The organism is Arthrobacter sp. Z1-9 (genome assembly GCF_054792695.1).
In genome coordinates this window covers 1832953-1848787 of record NZ_CP096456.1, presented here as the reverse complement: position 1 = coordinate 1848787, position 15835 = coordinate 1832953, and the positions used below count along the sequence as shown (strand labels likewise).

Below are 15835 nucleotides of genomic sequence, written 5' to 3'. Positions count from 1 at the left end.
GATCCTAGAACAAGGCCACGCTGGGGGCGGCAGGGAAAATATCGTCCAACTCGGCGAGGTCCTTTTCGGAGGGCACCCAGCCGGCTGATTCCGCGTTCTGGCGTATCTGTTCCGGCCGCGTGGCGCCGGCGATGACGCTGGCCACGGAGGGCTGGGCTGCCAGCCAGGAAAAGGCAACCTGGATCTCACTCAGCCCGCGTTCCCTGGCGAAGCTGCTGAACCTGTCCAGCTGGTCCCAGTCGGCGTCGTGGACGAGGTGTGTGCGGGTATGGCTGAGCCGGGAGCCGTCCGGGGCGTGGCCGGGCGAGTATTTGCCTGTCAGCAGGCCATTGGCGAGGGGGAAATACGGCAGGACGCCCAAGCCGAATTCCTCTGCTGCCGGTGTTACCTCAAGCTCGGCCCGCCGGTCCAGGAGGTTGTAGTGGTTTTGGGTGGAGATGAAGCGGGCGGTCCCCAGTTCACGTGCCACGTACTCCGCCTGGGCAATCTGCCAGCCGGCCCTGTTGGAGTGCCCGATGTAGCGGACCTTGCCGCTCCTAACGAGGGTGTCCAGCGCGGACAGGGTTTCGTCGATGGGGGTGAGCGGATCCGGGGTGTGGAACTGGTAAAGATCGATCCAGTCGGTGCCCAGCCGCCGCAGCGAGGCCTCCGCCGCCTGGATGATGTAGCGGCGCGAGCCGCGGGCGCCGAAATCCGGACCGCTGGCCCCCTTCATGTCCATGCCGAACTTGGTGGCTACGACGACGTCGGCCCGCCTGGTGCCGAGGGCCTTGCCGAGCATCGTTTCGCTGAGGCCGGGTTCGCGGCCGTAGGTGTCGGCGACGTCGAACAGGGTGATTCCGGCATCCACCGCCGCGTGGACCACCGCGTCCGTGGCCTCCTGCGTCTCGGTGGCAGTGTTGGCACGGCCCAGGTTGTTGCAGCCCAGGCCGACGGTGGAGACGGTCAGGCCTGACTTTCCGACGCGGCGGTAGGTGGTCACGGACGCTCCCTAGAGGCTGAAGGTGTTGGCGGGCTTGGCTGAGTGCTTGAGCTTGAAGTTCTGCGGATCGCTGTAGGGCGCTGCGCCGATGCTGAGCTTGGTGAAGTCCAGATCCTCGCCGCGGCTGCAGACCTTAATGGCGGCAACTGCCTTGTTGACATCGGGGCAGAGGCAGAAGATGTTGAGCTTGTAGTCGGTGAATTCGGAGCGTTCCACTGTGCCGAGCCCGCGCCAGGCGAGATGGCTGATCAGTGCGTCGGTTGCCTTCTCTTCCAGGTAGCGGTCCCTGTCGGTGCCCTCCCTGGTTTTGAGCGCGAACTGTGCCACCACCCAGAACTGTTCCTCGTCCGGAATTTCGGCGTAGCCGTCCTCGGCGCACTGGGCTGCAAATGCGTCCAGGAGCCCTTCGGCAGCCTCGGGGTCCGGTACGTCGGTTTCCTCGGTTTTGCTCTGGTGCCCCACCGCCCCGTAATTCATCACGAACTGGTTGTAGTCCTCATCGAACCACGCCTCCCGGAAATGGAGGGCGCCCTCTTCGTCGCGTTTATAGACCCTGACAATTCCGCTCATGACCGTCCCTTTGTAAACCATTCGACGTCGGTGCCGTCGAATGGTGCGTGCTGTGCCTTGACGGCCTGGAAAAGCTGGTCCGCGGAATCCTCGAGTGTTTCCACCAGGGCTGCCGGGTAGTCCATGGAAACGCGGTGTTCTGCGAACTCGTCCTCGTCGTCGATGAACACGCCCCGGCCAGCTGTCCGGACAACGTCCAGGTCCATGTCGATGACGTGGAACTCCGTGACGCCGGGCCGGATCCGGTGCCATTCGTGCGCCACGGCCAGGTCGATGTAGATCCGCACACCGCCGGGGTGGGCGTCGTCGTAGAACGTGGCAACCCAGTCACCTTCGCGCGGCACCAGGAGGACGGCGTCGGATTTGGTGTAGAACGCGGCACCGGGACGGGAGCAGAACTCGTTGGTTCCCTGGAAGATCCACCACCCGTGGCGGTCCTCGCCCAGGTAGCGCCCGGGGACCACCCAGTGCGCTTTGCCGTTCCATTTCCGGTTCCGGGCAACGACCAGTTGGCCGGGCTCAAGGTGCCGGGGTTCGCGGCTTGGCCCGGGCTCATCCTCCGCTTCCGGCTCCCCCACCACGCCCGGATACTTCAGTAGGTCCTCTCCCCTCACAGGATCGGAAGGCTGCCGGTGGTGGGATGCTGCTGGCCTGGCAGGGGACGCGCAAAGGGGACCTTTGTCCCGAGAACCTGGGCGACGACGTCGTGCGTTATCTGCTGGGCTGTGAGGCCCACGCGTTCCAGGACCTGCCCGCGGGTGCCGTGATCCAGGAACTCGACCGGCAGGCCCACCTCGTTCAGGGCGGTGTCCACGCCGGCTGCGCGCATTTCCTGGCGGATCCGGGAGCCCACGCCGCCGGCACGCACGCCGTCCTCGATGCAGATGACCAGGCGGTGGTGCGATGCCAGGGCGATGATGGAACGCGGAACGGGAAGGACCCAGCGCGGATCCACCACGGTGGTGCTGATGCCCTGCGCGCCAAGCCTGTTGGACACGTCGAGGGCGAGCTCGGACATGGCGCCCACGGAGATGATCAGGACGTCGTTCTCGGTGGAACCGCTGGGCCTGCGGGACAGAATGTCAACCCCATCGCTGAGGCGCTCCAGCGCTTCGACTTCGGCGCCCACGGACCCCTTGGAGAAGCGGACCACTGTGGGAGCGTCGCCGATGGCCACGGCTTCGCGGAGTTCCTCGCGCAACCTGCTCGCGTCACGGGGTGCGGCCAGGTGGAGGCCCGGGACAATCTGGACCATGGACATGTCCCACATGCCGTGGTGGCTGGCGCCGTCCGGCCCGGTGACGCCTGCGCGGTCCAGGACGATAGTGACGCCGGCCTTGTGCAGGGCGACGTCCATCAGGAGCTGGTCGAAGGCCCGGTTCAGGAAGGTGGCGTAGACGGCAACCACGGGGTGCAAGCCGCCGAAGGCCATTCCGGCCGCGGAGGTCAGGGCGTGCTGTTCGGCGATGCCGACGTCGATCACCCGGTCCGGGTGCCGGGCCGCGAACTTGTGCAGGCCCACGGGAATGAGCATGGCGCCGGTGATGCCGACGACGTCCTTCCGCTCATCAGCGATCGCAGCGATCTCGTCCGCGAAAACGGAGGTCCAGGACTGGGCTCCGGCGGTGCCGGTGGGTTCCCCCGTTTCGGGGTCGATAATGCCGACGGCGTGGAACTGGTCCGCTTCGTGCGCGCGCGCCGGAGCGTAGCCGTGGCCCTTTTCGGTCATGGCATGGACGATCACGGGGCCTGCGTAGTGCTTGGCCGTGGCCAGCGCGTGCTCCATGGCCTGCAGGCTGTGGCCGTCCACCGGGCCGATGTACTTCATGCCGAGGTCCTCGAACATGCCTTGCGGAACCCACCAGTCCTTGATGCCTTTTTTCATGGCATGCAGGCTCTTGTAGGTGAACTGGCCCGCCGGTCCGCCGCTCTGCAGCTTCTTCTTCCACCAGTCCAGCGCTCGTTCGTAGGCCGGCGTGGTGCGGAAGGAATCAATGGTGGGGCGCAGGGACGCGAGGTAATCGGCAAAGCCGCCCACGGTGGGGGCATAAGAGCGGCCATTGTCATTCACTACGATGACCACGCGGCGCCGCTTGTCCGCGGCGATGTTGTTGATGGCCTCCCAAGCCATGCCGCCGGTCAGGGCTCCGTCACCTACGACGGCGACGACATGCCGGTCGCCTTCGCCGGTCAGCTGGCGCGCGCGGGAGATCCCGTCCGCCCAGGACAGCGACGAGGAGGCGTGCGAGCTTTCGACGATGTCGTGCTCGGATTCGGCGCGGGACGGGTAGCCGGAAATGCCGCCCTCCTGCCGGAGCGTGCTGAAGTCCTGGCGGCCGGTCAGCAGCTTGTGGACATACGACTGGTGGCCGGTGTCAAAAACGATGCTGTCGCGGGGCGAGTCGAAGATGCGGTGCACGGCAAGGGTCAGCTCCACCACGCCCAGGTTTGGTCCGAGGTGCCCGCCCGTCTGGGAGACGTTCGTGATCAGGAAATCCCTGATCTCCGAAGCCAGCTGTTTCAGCTGTTCTTCAGACAACTCGTTCAGGTCCTGCGGATTCCGGATCGTGTCCAAGATTCCCAATGACCCCTCCTTCGGGTGGTAGACGTGCCGTTTAACTCTAACGCCTTGGCCCGCATGACCAGACTCAGCAGCAAAGCCGAAGCCCCGGCTGGTCGGTGACCGGCCGGGGCTTCGGAAGGTGGTGCGTGCTGAGCAGTTACCGCTAGTTCGCGGAGATCTGGCGCAGGACGTACTGCAGGATGCCGCCGTTGCGGTAGTAGTCCGCTTCACCCGGGGTATCGATACGCAGGACGGCGTCGAACGACGTCGAGCTGCCGTCCTCGGCAGTTGCGGTGACCTTGAGGGTCTTCGGCGTGGTGCCCTCGTTCAGGGCGGTCACGCCCTCAACCGAGAACGTCTCCGTGCCGGACAGGCCCAGGGTCGCGGCGGACTCGCCGGCCGGGTACTGGAGCGGCAGGACGCCCATGCCGATGAGGTTGGAGCGGTGGATGCGCTCGTAGCTCTCGGCAATAACAGCCTTGACGCCCAGCAGGGCAGTGCCCTTGGCAGCCCAGTCACGGGAGGAACCCGAACCGTACTCCTTGCCCGCCAGGACCACCAGCGGGGTGCCGGCTGCCTGGTAGTTCTGCGCGGCGTCGTAGACGTAGGCCTGCGGGCCGCCTTCCTGGGTGAAGTCGCGGGTGAAGCCACCTTCGACGCCGTCCAGGATCTGGTTCTTGATGCGGATGTTCGCAAACGTTCCGCGGATCATGACCTCGTGGTTGCCGCGGCGGGAACCGTAGGAGTTGAAATCCTTGCGCTCCACGCCGTTGGCCAGCAGGTACTGGCCGGCAGGGGTGTCCGACTTGAAGGAACCGGCCGGGGAGATGTGGTCGGTGGTGACCGAATCGCCCAGCTTCAGGAGCACGCGGGCGCCCGTGATGTCCTTGACCGGCTCCGGCTGTGCCTGCATGCCCTCGAAGTACGGGGGCTTCCGGACGTACGTGGAGTTCGGATCCCAGGCGAAGGTGTCACCGGCGGGGGTGTCGAGCGCCTTCCAGCGGTCGTCACCCTCGAAGACGCCTTCGTAGCCCTTGGCGAACATTTCCTTGTCGATCGAGGAATCGATGACCTGCTGGACCTCAACCGGGTTCGGCCAGATGTCCTTCAGGAAGACATCGTTGCCGTCCTGGTCCTGGCCCAGGGCGTCGGTTTCGAAGTCGAAGTCCATGGAACCGGCCAGGGCGTAGGCAATGACCAGCGGCGGGGAGGCCAGGTAGTTCATCTTCACGTCCGGGTTGATGCGGCCTTCGAAGTTGCGGTTGCCCGAGAGGACGGCCGCGACAGCGAGGTCGTTCGCCTGGATGGCTTCCGAGACTTCGGCTTCCAGCGGACCGGAGTTGCCGATGCAGGTGGCGCAGCCGTAGCCCACGATGTAGAAGCCGAGCTTCTCCAGGTAGGGGGTCAGGCCGGACTTCTCGTAGTAGTCGGTGACAACCTTTGAGCCCGGTGCAACAGAGGTCTTGACCCACGGCTTGGACGTGAGGCCCTTGTCGACGGCGTTGCGGGCCAGGACCGCCGCGGCCAGCATGACCGAGGGGTTTGACGTGTTGGTGCAGGACGTGATGGATGCGATGGTGACTGCGCCGTGGTCCAGCTCGAACTCGCGGCCGTCAGCCATCTTGACCGGAACGGGCTGGGAAATGCGTCCCGCTCCCCCATGCCCTGCCGAGTACTTCGGGGGTTCCCGGTCGGTGTCGGAGATGTGCGTTGTTCCGGCGGTGAAGGAAGGCGAGTCGGAGGCCGGGAAGGTCTCCTCAAGCGATTCGTCCAGGGTACCGGCGTCGGCGTCGTGGGAGACGTAGTTCTTCAGGTCGTGCCGGAACTCGTCCTTGGCCTCGGTCAGTTCGATCCGGTCCTGCGGGCGCTTGGGCCCGGCGATGGACGGAACAACCGTGGACAGGTCCAGTTCCAGGTACTCGGAGAACTTGATCTCGCGGGAAGGATCGTGCCAGAGGCCCTGTTCCTTCGCGTATGCCTCGACAAGGGCAACGTTCTGGTCGGAGCGGCCGGTCAGGCGCAGGTAGTCAAGTGTGACGTCGTCGATCGGGAACATCGCGGCCGTGGAACCGAATTCCGGGCTCATGTTGCCGATGGTGGCGCGGTTGGCGAGCGGCACAGCGGCCACGCCTTCGCCGTAGAACTCCACGAACTTGCCCACAACACCGTGCTTGCGGAGCTGCTCGGTAATAGTGAGCACCACGTCGGTTGCGGTGGCGCCGGCCGGAATGGATCCGGTCAGCTTGAAGCCCACAACGCGCGGGATCAGCATGGAGACGGGCTGTCCCAGCATGGCGGCCTCGGCTTCGATGCCGCCGACGCCCCAGCCCAGCACGCCCAGGCCATTGACCATGGTGGTGTGTGAGTCGGTGCCCACGCAGGTGTCCGGGTAGGCGCGCAGGGCGCCGTCAACCTCGCGGGTCATCACGGTGCGGGCCAGGTACTCGATGTTGACCTGGTGCACGATGCCGGTTCCCGGGGGAACCACCTTGAAGTCGTCAAACGCCGTCTGGCCCCAGCGCAGGAACTGGTAACGCTCCCCGTTGCGCTGGTATTCGATCTCCATGTTGCGCTCCAGTGCGCCGGAGTTGCCGAAGGCATCGATCTGGACCGAGTGGTCGATCACCATCTCGGCCGGTGCCAGGGGGTTTACCCGCTTGGGGTCGCCGCCCAGTTCCTTGACCGCTTCACGCATCGTCGCCAGGTCAACCACGCAGGGAACGCCGGTGAAGTCCTGCATGATCACGCGGGCGGGCGTGAACTGGATTTCTGTATCGGGCTGGGCGTTTGGATCCCAGCCTGCCAAGGCGCGGACGTGATCGGCAGTGATGTTCGCGCCGTCCTCGGTCCTCAACAGGTTTTCAAGCAATACCTTGAGGCTGAACGGAAGGTTTTCTGACCCTTCAACGGAGTTCAACCGGAAAATTTCATAATCGGTTCCGGCTACATTAAGTTTGCCTTTTGAACCGAAGCTGTCCACAGTGCTCATCGCAGGACTCCTCTCGCAACAGTTTCATCTTTGTCGCGCGGTTGACCGCCTGCTAGTTAGGAGGCCCTAATTAGTGCGGGGCCTGAAAATTGCACACGGCCGGCCGTGATTACGGAGCGCGACGTGGGACTACTACCGCCATAGTAGTCGATCCCGGTTCCGGTATCAGGGGCCCGGTGTCAGCAGCGCCACTGTCTCCAGGTGGTGGGTGTGGGGGTAAAGGTCGAAGGCACGGAGGCCTCCCAGCTCCCAGCCGGCCTGCCGGAAGTACCCCACGTCCCGCGCGAACGACGCCGGATCACAGGATACGTAGGCAACGGCACGCGGCTTCGCCGCAACGAGTTGGCCCACCACGGCCTTCCCGGCGCCGGCCCGGGGCGGATCCAGGATCAGGGCGTCGAAGTCCCGCGGTTTCTGGCGGAGGACCCGCTCAACGCGGCCCTGGACGATCTCCACCTGGGGCGCAGCGTGCAGGTTCTTCCGTGCGTCCCGGCTGGTTCCGGGAGCGCCCTCCACTGACAGGACGGAGCCGGTTTCGCCCACTGCATCGGCCAAGACGGCAGTGAAGAGGCCGGCTCCCGCGTAGAGGTCGGCCACCACGGCGCCGGGGTGGAGGAAGCCGCCACCCTGCAGGAATTCTGTGACAGCCCCCACAAGTGCCCCGGGCGCGTCGCGGTGGATCTGCCAGAACCCTGCCCCGGTGACCCGGTACTCGTGCCCTGCGGCGGATTCCTGCACCCACAGCCGGCCCCGCACCTGCTGCACTTCCTCGGTGACGGGGTCGAAAGAGGCAACAGAGACGTCAGCGGGGAGTTGGGCCGCAATCGCGCTCAGGCGTTTGGGCTTGGTTCCCGCAGCCGCAGCAAGCAGCACCAAAGGCCGCGAGCCGTTGGCCGGCGCAGCCACCTCGACGCGGTCGACTCCCTGCAGGTCGATGTCCCACAGGCGGAGGTTGTTGATGGCGTCGATGGCGAGCGGCATCTCCTGGATGGGGATGATGTGCCCCGAACGGTGCGCATGCATGCCGAGCTTGCCGCCGGGGGTGACCGAAAAACTTGCCCGCGTCCGCCAGCGGAGGCCGTCCCCGCCGTCGTCGGCTGCCTCGGCGCCCGCTGCCTCGGCGCCTGCGTCCGGCGCCCGGTGTGGGAGGCCCACGGCTTCCACCGTCCCGTCCCAGCCCGCCGGGAGCTGTTCGACGCCGGCGAGCCGCTTGAGCTGCTCGGCCAGCACGTCCGCCTTGAGGCTGCGCTGGCGGGCCAGGGTGATGTGGCCGAACTCCGCTCCGCCTACCGGCGGATGTCCGTGCCCCCAGGCGCGGCGCGAATCTGCAGGGTGCCAGAAGTGGTCCACGCGGTCCGGTGAAGCTTCGAGCACTTCAATAACGTCGGCGCGCCAGAACTTGGCCTTATCGTCGGCGTCTGTCAGCCGCGCCCGCACTTTCTCGCCCGGGATGGCGTGCCGGACGAAGATGACGCGTCCTTCGTGCCTGGCGACGCAGTGGCCGCCGTGTGCCACGGGTCCGACGTCGAGCACGACTTCCGTGCCCGCTTCTCCGGTCAGTGCCGGCTGGGTTTGTGTTTTTGCAATCATTGAATGTCCTGCAGGTTCTTTGCTTCTTCGGAGGATTTGAGCTGCCACGGAACACTGGCCACCATAACGCCGGGTTCAAAGTGGAGCCGGGTCTTGATGCGCAGGGCGGTCTGGTTATGGACCAGTTGCTCCCACCACTTGCCCACAACGTATTCGGGGATGTAGACCACAATCAGGTCCCGCGGGGAGTCGCGCCGCATCTGCTTGACGTACTCCATGATCGGCGTGACGGTCTCGCGGTAGGGGCTGGCCAGCACGGTCAGCGGCACCGGAATGTCAAGCTTTTCCCAGTCTGCCACCGTTCCTGCGGTTTCTTCGGGGTCGATGTCCACGGTCACCGCATCCAGCCTTGACGGCCGGGACGCCCTTGCGTACGCCAGTGCCCGAAGGACGGGCTTGCGTACATGGGACACCAGCAGCACGGCGTGCACCCGGGTGGGCAAGGCACGCGGGGAGGAATCTTCATCCACCGCCAGTTCCCTCGCCACGTTGTCGTAGTGCGCCCTGATGCTCCACATGATCAGGAAGAGGACGAACATGGCGAGCAGGGCGATCCAGGCCCCCTGCTCGAACTTCGTGACCAGCACGATCACCAGGACAAGGGCGGTCATGCCGAAGCCAATGCTGTTGATGGCGCGGGACTTAACCATCCGCCGTCGGGCTGCCTTCTCCCTGGCCAGCTTCAGCTGCCGCCCCCAATGCCGGATCATGCCCAATTGGCTGGCGGTAAACGAGATGAAAACGCCGACGATGTACAGCTGGATGAGCTTGGTCACGTCCGCGTTGAAGGCGAGGATGAGCACCAGCGCTCCCGCCGCCAGGGCAAGGACGCCGTTACTGAAGGCCAACCTGTCGCCCCTGGTGCGCAGCTGGCGCGGCAGGTAGCCGTCCTGGGCGAGGATGGAGCCAAGCACCGGAAAGCCGTTGAACGCGGTGTTCGCGGCAAACACCAGGATGATGCCGGTGGCGCCCACCACGATGTAGAACGGAATGGATCCCGGGCCGAAGATGGTTTGGGCGATCTGGCTGATGGCAGGGGTCTGGATGTAGCCCTCCGGGAGCGGGCTGCCGTTCAGCAGGAACTCCGTAGCAGGATCCAGCACGATGTGGACCTTGGTGGCATTGGCCAGGTAGATGATGCCCGCAAGCATGGATGCGCCGATCACGCCCAGAAGAAGCAGCGTGGTAGCGGCGTTCTTGCTCTTGGGCGGCTTGAAGTTCGGCACGCCGTTGCTGATGGCTTCAACCCCGGTGAGTGCCGCAGCGCCGGAGGAGAAGGCGCGCAGCAGGAGGAAGGCGCCGGCGAGCCCCACGAGCCCTTCGTCGAAGCCCGGCGCCGGAACGATCGTAAACGCCGCGGAGGGCGCTTCCCCCAGTTGACCGGTGGCCGCCTGGAAAACGCCCACCGCCGTCATGCCCAGGATGGATGCCATAAAGATATAGGTGGGTACGGCGAACACGCTGCCGGCCTCTTTGATGCCGCGCAGGTTCACCAGCGCAAGGATCACCACCCCAATCGTGGCAATCAGGGCCTGCTGGCCGTGGAGGGCCGGGATGGCCGTGGTGACGTAGTGGGCAGCCGACGACATCGACACCGCCACAGTCAGGACATAGTCAACCAGCAGGGCCGAGGCCACTGTCAGGCCGGCATACTTCCCCAGGTTCTCGCCCGCGATCTCATAATCTCCGCCGCCGGACGGGTACGCATGGACGTTCTGCCGGTAGGAGGCAACCACGGTCAGCAGGACCACCATGACGGCCAGTCCCACCCAGGGTGAAAACGCCACCGCACTGACACCTGCCAGCGCCAGGGTGAGCAGGATCTCGTCGGGTGCGTAGGCGACAGATGACAGGGCGTCGGAGGCGAACACCGGAAGTGCGATCCGCTTGGGAAGCAGCGTATGGCCCAGCCGGTCGTTCCGGAACGGCCTGCCCACGAGCACGCGCTTCGCGGCGTTCAATATTGTCAGCACTCCACAAAGCTAGTCTGATTCGCGGGCTGTGTCATGACAGCCCGTGGACAGCCGGATCCGGGACGCTGACGGTAGAGTTCTAGCGGCAGGACCGTGGGGAAAGATACAGAGGAGATACTGGTGGCGCATTTCGTGATCATGGGATGTGGCCGGGTGGGGGCGACACTGGCGCATACGCTCGAAGACGCCGGGCACTCCGTGGCCATCATCGACCAGGACGACCGCGCTTTCCGCAGGCTCCGCCAGGGTTTCACCGGGCGCAAGGTGACCGGCGTCGGCTTCGACCGGGACACCCTGAAGCAGGCCGGCGTCGCGGATGCGTACGCCTTTGCCGCGGTGAGCAGCGGCGACAATTCCAACATCCTGGCCACCCGGGTGGCCCGGGAGACGTTCCACGTGCCGCATGTCGTGGCCAGGATCTACGATCCCGGCCGTGCCGAGATCTACCAGCGCCTGGGAATTCCCACGGTGGCGGCGGTCCGCTGGAGCGCGGACCAGGTGCTGCGCCGCATCCTTCCGGAACAGCACCTTGCCGGTGACTTCCGGGAACCCTCCGGGCGCCTGGTGCTCGCCGAACTGGACCTCGACGCCGGCTGGATAGGCCATCGCATCAGCAGCATCGAAAAAGCGGCGAACGTACGCATTGCCTATCTCACCAGGTTCGGTGAGGGATTATTGCCCGACGCCGGGACCGCGTTGCAGGACGGCGATACCGTGCATGCCATGCTGCAGGTTGACCGCAGCGCCCAGGTGGCCCAGATCCTGGCCAAAGCCCCCGCCAAGGAGTTCCAGTGAAAGTCGTGATCGTGGGGGCCGGCAGCGTCGGTTCGTCCATCGCCAGGGAATTGCTGGCGCACAAGCATGAAATCCTGCTGATCGACCTGAAGCCGGAGGTTATCGGACGGAGTGGACTCCGCGGCGCGCACTGGCTTGTAGGCGACGCCTGCGAACTGAGCACGCTGCAGGGCGCCAAGGTGGAGGACGCGGACGTAGTGGTATCAGCCACGGGCGATGACAAGGTGAACCTTGTTGTTTCGTTGCTGGCTAAGACCGAGTTCGGCGTCGGCCGAACCGTGGGCCGGGTCAACAATCCAAAAAACGACTGGATGTTCAATGACTCCTGGGGCGTTGACGTCGCTGTTAACACGCCTCAACTGATGACCGCCCTGGTGGAGGAAGCCGTGGAGATCGGCGACCTTGTCCGGCTCCTCACCCTCCAGACGGGCGTGTCCTCACTGGTGGAGTTCACCGTTCCGCATGATTCACACGTGATCGGCCTGACGGTAGGGGAAATCCGCTGGCCGGAGGATTCCACCCTGGTGGCCATCCTCCGGGATCACGCCCCGATCACGCCCAGCCGGGACGACGTGATCGACGGCGGCGACGAGCTGTTTTTCGTCACCACTATCGCGGCCGAGGACGAGTTGCGCGCCCTGCTCTCCCCCGATTCCACCGAAGCTCCGCAGCCCCGGCCTGTCGAAGACGCGGGGCACCTGGAGCAGCAAAGTCCCGAGGACGACGGGTTCGACGGGTAAGGGACCGGCCTTTGGCGACTAGCCTTTGCCGGGCGCTGCGTCCGCCGTTTCGTCGCCAACCGGAGCAGGCTTGGTGACGAGCCAGGCGATCCAAATTCCCAGGATGTACAGGGGCATGCCCATGATCAGCCTGGTGGTCGCCAGGGCGGCAAACCCGTCCGGGCCCAGAAGGTAGAGGGGAACCTGCACCACAAGCCTGAGCACCAGGACTGCCACGATAATCCAGGTGCCGAGCCGGTACGCCTTGAGCCGGGCAGGGTCCTTGCGCCAGTCGAGGCCCTCGTTGCGGATGAACCCGAACAGCAGCCCGGCCACCGGCCATTTCACAAGAATGGAAATCACCATTGCCACAATGTAGGCCGCATTCGTGAAGAATCCCGGCAGGTAGAAGTCCTCGGCTTTTCCGGTGGTGTTGGCGAGCCAGGCGGAGATGCCCACACCGACGATGCCCGCGAGTGCCTGCGTCAGGGGACGCCGCTGCACCAGCCGGACCACGGTGAACACTCCTGCGATGGCAAGGGCGGCCACCAGGGAGAGCGTAAGGTCCTGGGAGATGGTGTACGTCACGAGGAACAACAGGCCCGGAAGGATACTTTCGGCAATGCCCTGGGCTCCGCCGGCGCTCCGCAACACATCCACCCGGCCGTCATGGGTTCGGTGGAGGCCTGCTTTGGCGGCGTAGTCGGCAGCGAGGCCTGCTACCGGGGAGGATTCCTCGCCCCCCGCCTTCGGCACTCCGTCCTTGCCGCTGCCGTTGGGAGCAGCAGCCGTCTGGCCTGCGCTGTGGGGACCTGTGCCGTTGGGACCTGTTGCACCGGATGAAGGGGTGGGCTCGGACGCAGTCATTCGTTCTCCTGGCGGGACAGTATCTCGTAGCGTGGATTGAACATGGTGGGCAGGCCATCAACCCGGGACAGCATCCCTTTGAGCCGCACCTCGGTGCCGGCGTCGATGCCCGGCACGCGCCGCCGTCCCAGCCACACCACACGGAGCCGCCCTCGGGGTCCGCCAGCGGCTCCCGATTCGCGGGAATCAATATCCGAGACCATGGCGCTGAAGGCCGCCGTCTGGTCCGCCGGAACAAAGGTTACAGATTCGATGCGGCCGCGGCAGACCACCCGGCCTTTCTCCGGCAGCCGGCTGAGGGGAACATCCTCGCCTTCATTCAGCGGAGTTCCTCCCCCGGGCACGTTGTCAGCCAATCTGTGTAATTTCAGGACCACGTTCAGGTTCCTGAAGCGCAGGGGCAGCAGGCGGAGGCGTGGACGTGGCGTTTTTGGGCAGCCGGAGCTGCAGCAGGTCGCGCGGCGGCATGGGGCTGTCGCCACGGATCACAACGACCTTGCGGAACAACGCTTCGAGGGGTTCCGCAGCGGTGCGCTCGAGTGCCGCGGCTCCACCCAGGACGCCGCGCAGGAACCAGCGGGGGCCGTCCACGCCAATGAAGCGTGCCACCCGGTAGCCCTGGCTGCCGTCCGGGAGCCCCGCAGGCAGCTTGGCGACGAGTTCGGTTCCGAAGGTGCCTTCGATCTCCTCGACCTGTCCGCCCTGGACTCCCACGGACTGGCCGATCTGCTCGCGGATCTCGTCCCACAGCCCCTCGCTTTTGGGAGCTGCGAAGGCCTGGAGCTGAAGGCTGGAGCCGTTGAGGTCCAAAGTGACCGCGACGACGCGCTGCGTGGCTTCTTCGACTTCCAGCCGGAGTTGTAACCCCTCGCTCGGGGTGATCAGGAGCGCGCCCAAATCAACATAGCCGTCGCCGGTGTTGATCTCCGACTCGTCGAAAGGGCCGTTCGAGCGGCGTCCGGAACTCTCCACTGCCTCTTCCACAGTCTCGGCCGCAGCGGACGTTTCGTCCGGTTCGGCTGCTTGTTCCTTCTTGGCTTTCCTGCCGAGCCCAAAGACCATTGGGTGTCTCCTTACGTGTGAAGTTGCCGGTCCGGCCCGTGGGGGTCCCGCCGTCGTGCTTTGTTGCCGTCCGGTGCCCAGGCGCCGGTGCGGAAGAACGGGTTAGGGAAGAAGTCAGGTTAGGCGCCAGGGCGGTTAAAGCCGCCGGTGGAGCCGAAACCTCCAGTGCCACGTACCGATCCGCTCAATTCGTTGACGGGGATGAACTGCGCGTACTCCACGCGCTGAATTACCATCTGGGCAATTCTATCGCCGCGGCGCAGTTCGATGCTTTGCTTCGCGTCGGTGTTCAGGAGGGTGACAGCGATTTCGCCCCGGTAGCCGGCGTCCACGGTTCCTGGAGCGTTCACAATTGTCAGCCCGTGTTTTGTGGCCAGGCCCGAACGGGGATGGATCAGTGCGACGAAGCCTTCAGGGAGCGCGATGGCCACTCCCGTTGGGACCAGCTTGCGCTCCCCCGGCTGCAGCACAACGTCCTCGCGCGCACGAAGGTCGGCGCCGGCGTCGCCCGGGTGGGCATAGGACGGGGCCTCCAGGTCCGGATCCAGCATCTTCAGCTGGACCTGCAGGGTGGGTGCACTTGAAGCGACGGCGGGCGCAGCCAAGCCGGGCGCGGGTGCTTCAATAGGGAAAGAATCTACTGTGGCGGGATGATCAGTCACAGTCACTCACTCTAACCCGCGCCCCCAAATCAGTCCTAGGGCAGGCCCCTCCCAGCGCTGCCCCGGGGTGAGGTTCCGCTACGCGGACGGGCCCACTCAAGGTGAAATAGCCGGGCAAAGATGGAAAGCTGGGCTTATGCCCGAATCAAGCTCCGCTGCGCCCGTTCCCCAGAAACCGTCCACCGGGGCCGCGGTGATCTATAGGGAGAAGCTGTGGCCCAACGTATGGATCTGGATCATCGCTGCAGGCGTGGCAGGAGCGGGCATCCTGGTATTTGCACCCATCAGCGCAGCAGCGGGTTTCACGGCCGCCGGCGTCCTTTTCGTCATCATGGCTGTTCTCCTCATCCTGTCCACTCCGGCCATCGTGGTTACTGCCGATTCCCTGACTGTGGGACGGGCCAGCATCGAGCGCGGGTTCGTGGGCGCAGTTGAGGCATTCCGGGGTCCGGAAGCAACAGCCGAACGCGGCACCCGGCTGAACGCGCTGGCCTACCTCTGCATCCGCGGCTGGATCGACCCTGTGGTCAAGATCGGAATTACGGATCCGTCCGACCAAACGCCGTACTGGCTGGCCTCCACCCGGCACCCGGACGAATTGACTGCGGCGCTGTCACGCCGATGACCCTCCCGCCCGGCCGCATTCCGCCGTCGTAATAACTGCATCTCGGCTTGCTGGCTCACTCGACTTGCCGGCTGCCTTGGGCCCTGCTTGCAAATCAGCCTTCGCACTCCCTGCAATAGAACCGTCCGTCCTTCTCCCGGGCGATTTGGGAGCGGTGCCGGACCAGGAAGCATGAAGAACAGGTGAACTCGTCTGCCTGGGCGGGAACCACCTGGACCGTCAGTTCTTCGCCGGAAAGGTCGGCGCCGGGTAACTCGTAGCCGGCGGCAAGATCACTTTCATCTTCGTCAACCACCGCGACCGGCTTGTCGGAGCGCCGCGTCTTCAGCTCTTCGAGGGAATCCTCTCGGAGCTCTTCCTCAGACTTGCGCGGCGCATCGTAATCGGTGGGCATTGTCGCCATGTCCTTCTTCCTTTTGCCGGCCTGTCAAACATCAC

At 65.2% G+C, this 15835-nt stretch carries 15 protein-coding genes; 3 read left to right on the top strand and 12 right to left on the bottom strand.

Going from position 1 to position 15835, the window contains the following annotated elements; all coding sequences use genetic code 11:
* Positions 1-4: 4 nt before the first annotated feature.
* The 7 genes from M1D93_RS08430 to M1D93_RS08400 all read right to left on the bottom strand — a co-directional run bounded on the left by M1D93_RS08430 (position 5) and on the right by M1D93_RS08400 (position 10667).
* Positions 5-982 (bottom strand): aldo/keto reductase, encoded by a 978-nt coding sequence (locus tag M1D93_RS08430; RefSeq protein WP_461174655.1) that lies wholly within the window; start codon positions 980-982, stop codon positions 5-7.
* 9 nt (positions 983-991) lie between these two features.
* Positions 992-1552, bottom strand: a complete 561-nt coding sequence (locus tag M1D93_RS08425) for a hypothetical protein (protein WP_461174654.1) — start codon at positions 1550-1552, stop codon at positions 992-994.
* The gene (locus tag M1D93_RS08420) at positions 1549-2133 is read right to left on the bottom strand and encodes a DUF402 domain-containing protein (protein WP_461174653.1); all 585 of its coding nucleotides are present in this window, start codon (positions 2131-2133) and stop codon (positions 1549-1551) included. Before M1D93_RS08420 ends, M1D93_RS08425 begins: the two co-directional genes overlap by 4 nt.
* Before the next feature lie 29 nt (positions 2134-2162).
* Positions 2163-4136: a 1-deoxy-D-xylulose-5-phosphate synthase gene (gene dxs, locus M1D93_RS08415; protein ID WP_461174652.1), complete on the bottom strand. Its 1974-nt coding sequence runs from the start codon at positions 4134-4136 to the stop codon at positions 2163-2165.
* 142 nt (positions 4137-4278) lie between these two features.
* Complete coding sequence (locus tag M1D93_RS08410; protein ID WP_461174651.1) at positions 4279-7104, bottom strand: aconitate hydratase; 2826 nt, start codon at positions 7102-7104, stop codon at positions 4279-4281.
* Between the two features lie 165 nt (positions 7105-7269).
* Positions 7270-8694, bottom strand: coding sequence for a class I SAM-dependent RNA methyltransferase (locus M1D93_RS08405; RefSeq protein WP_461174650.1), 1425 nt, complete (start codon positions 8692-8694; stop codon positions 7270-7272).
* Positions 8691-10667 (bottom strand): APC family permease, encoded by a 1977-nt coding sequence (locus tag M1D93_RS08400; protein ID WP_461174649.1) that lies wholly within the window; start codon positions 10665-10667, stop codon positions 8691-8693. The genes M1D93_RS08405 and M1D93_RS08400 overlap by 4 nt, the downstream gene beginning before the upstream one ends.
* Before the next feature lie 120 nt (positions 10668-10787).
* Here M1D93_RS08400 and M1D93_RS08395 point away from each other — a divergent pair, with 120 nt between their 5' ends.
* Positions 10788-11462 (top strand): potassium channel family protein, encoded by a 675-nt coding sequence (locus M1D93_RS08395; protein ID WP_461174648.1) that lies wholly within the window; start codon positions 10788-10790, stop codon positions 11460-11462.
* A complete protein-coding gene (locus M1D93_RS08390) occupies positions 11459-12202 on the top strand; it encodes a potassium channel family protein (RefSeq protein WP_461174647.1) in 744 nt (247 codons plus the stop codon). The genes M1D93_RS08395 and M1D93_RS08390 overlap by 4 nt, the downstream gene beginning before the upstream one ends.
* 18 nt (positions 12203-12220) lie before the next feature.
* Here the strand turns inward: M1D93_RS08390 and M1D93_RS08385 are convergent, their stop codons facing one another.
* From M1D93_RS08385 to dut, 4 genes are all read right to left on the bottom strand, one after another.
* Positions 12221-13048, bottom strand: a complete 828-nt coding sequence (locus tag M1D93_RS08385) for a DUF3159 domain-containing protein (RefSeq protein ID WP_461174646.1) — start codon at positions 13046-13048, stop codon at positions 12221-12223.
* Positions 13045-13404 (bottom strand): single stranded DNA-binding domain-containing protein, encoded by a 360-nt coding sequence (locus tag M1D93_RS08380; protein WP_461174645.1) that lies wholly within the window; start codon positions 13402-13404, stop codon positions 13045-13047. Before M1D93_RS08380 ends, M1D93_RS08385 begins: the two co-directional genes overlap by 4 nt.
* On the bottom strand, positions 13397-14110 hold the full coding sequence (locus M1D93_RS08375) for a DUF3710 domain-containing protein (RefSeq protein WP_461174644.1): 714 nt from the start codon (positions 14108-14110) through the stop codon (positions 13397-13399). Before M1D93_RS08375 ends, M1D93_RS08380 begins: the two co-directional genes overlap by 8 nt.
* 119 nt (positions 14111-14229) lie before the next feature.
* Complete coding sequence (dut, locus tag M1D93_RS08370) at positions 14230-14772, bottom strand: dUTP diphosphatase (protein WP_461174643.1); 543 nt, start codon at positions 14770-14772, stop codon at positions 14230-14232.
* Between the two features lie 136 nt (positions 14773-14908).
* On the opposite strand from dut, the gene M1D93_RS08365 reads away from it, so the two are divergent.
* Positions 14909-15397 (top strand): DUF3093 domain-containing protein, encoded by a 489-nt coding sequence (locus M1D93_RS08365; RefSeq protein WP_461174642.1) that lies wholly within the window; start codon positions 14909-14911, stop codon positions 15395-15397.
* 94 nt (positions 15398-15491) lie between these two features.
* Here M1D93_RS08365 and M1D93_RS08360 read toward each other — a convergent pair whose 3' ends face one another.
* The gene (locus tag M1D93_RS08360; RefSeq protein WP_461174968.1) at positions 15492-15791 is read right to left on the bottom strand and encodes a DUF4193 domain-containing protein; all 300 of its coding nucleotides are present in this window, start codon (positions 15789-15791) and stop codon (positions 15492-15494) included.
* Positions 15792-15835 lie beyond the last annotated feature (44 nt).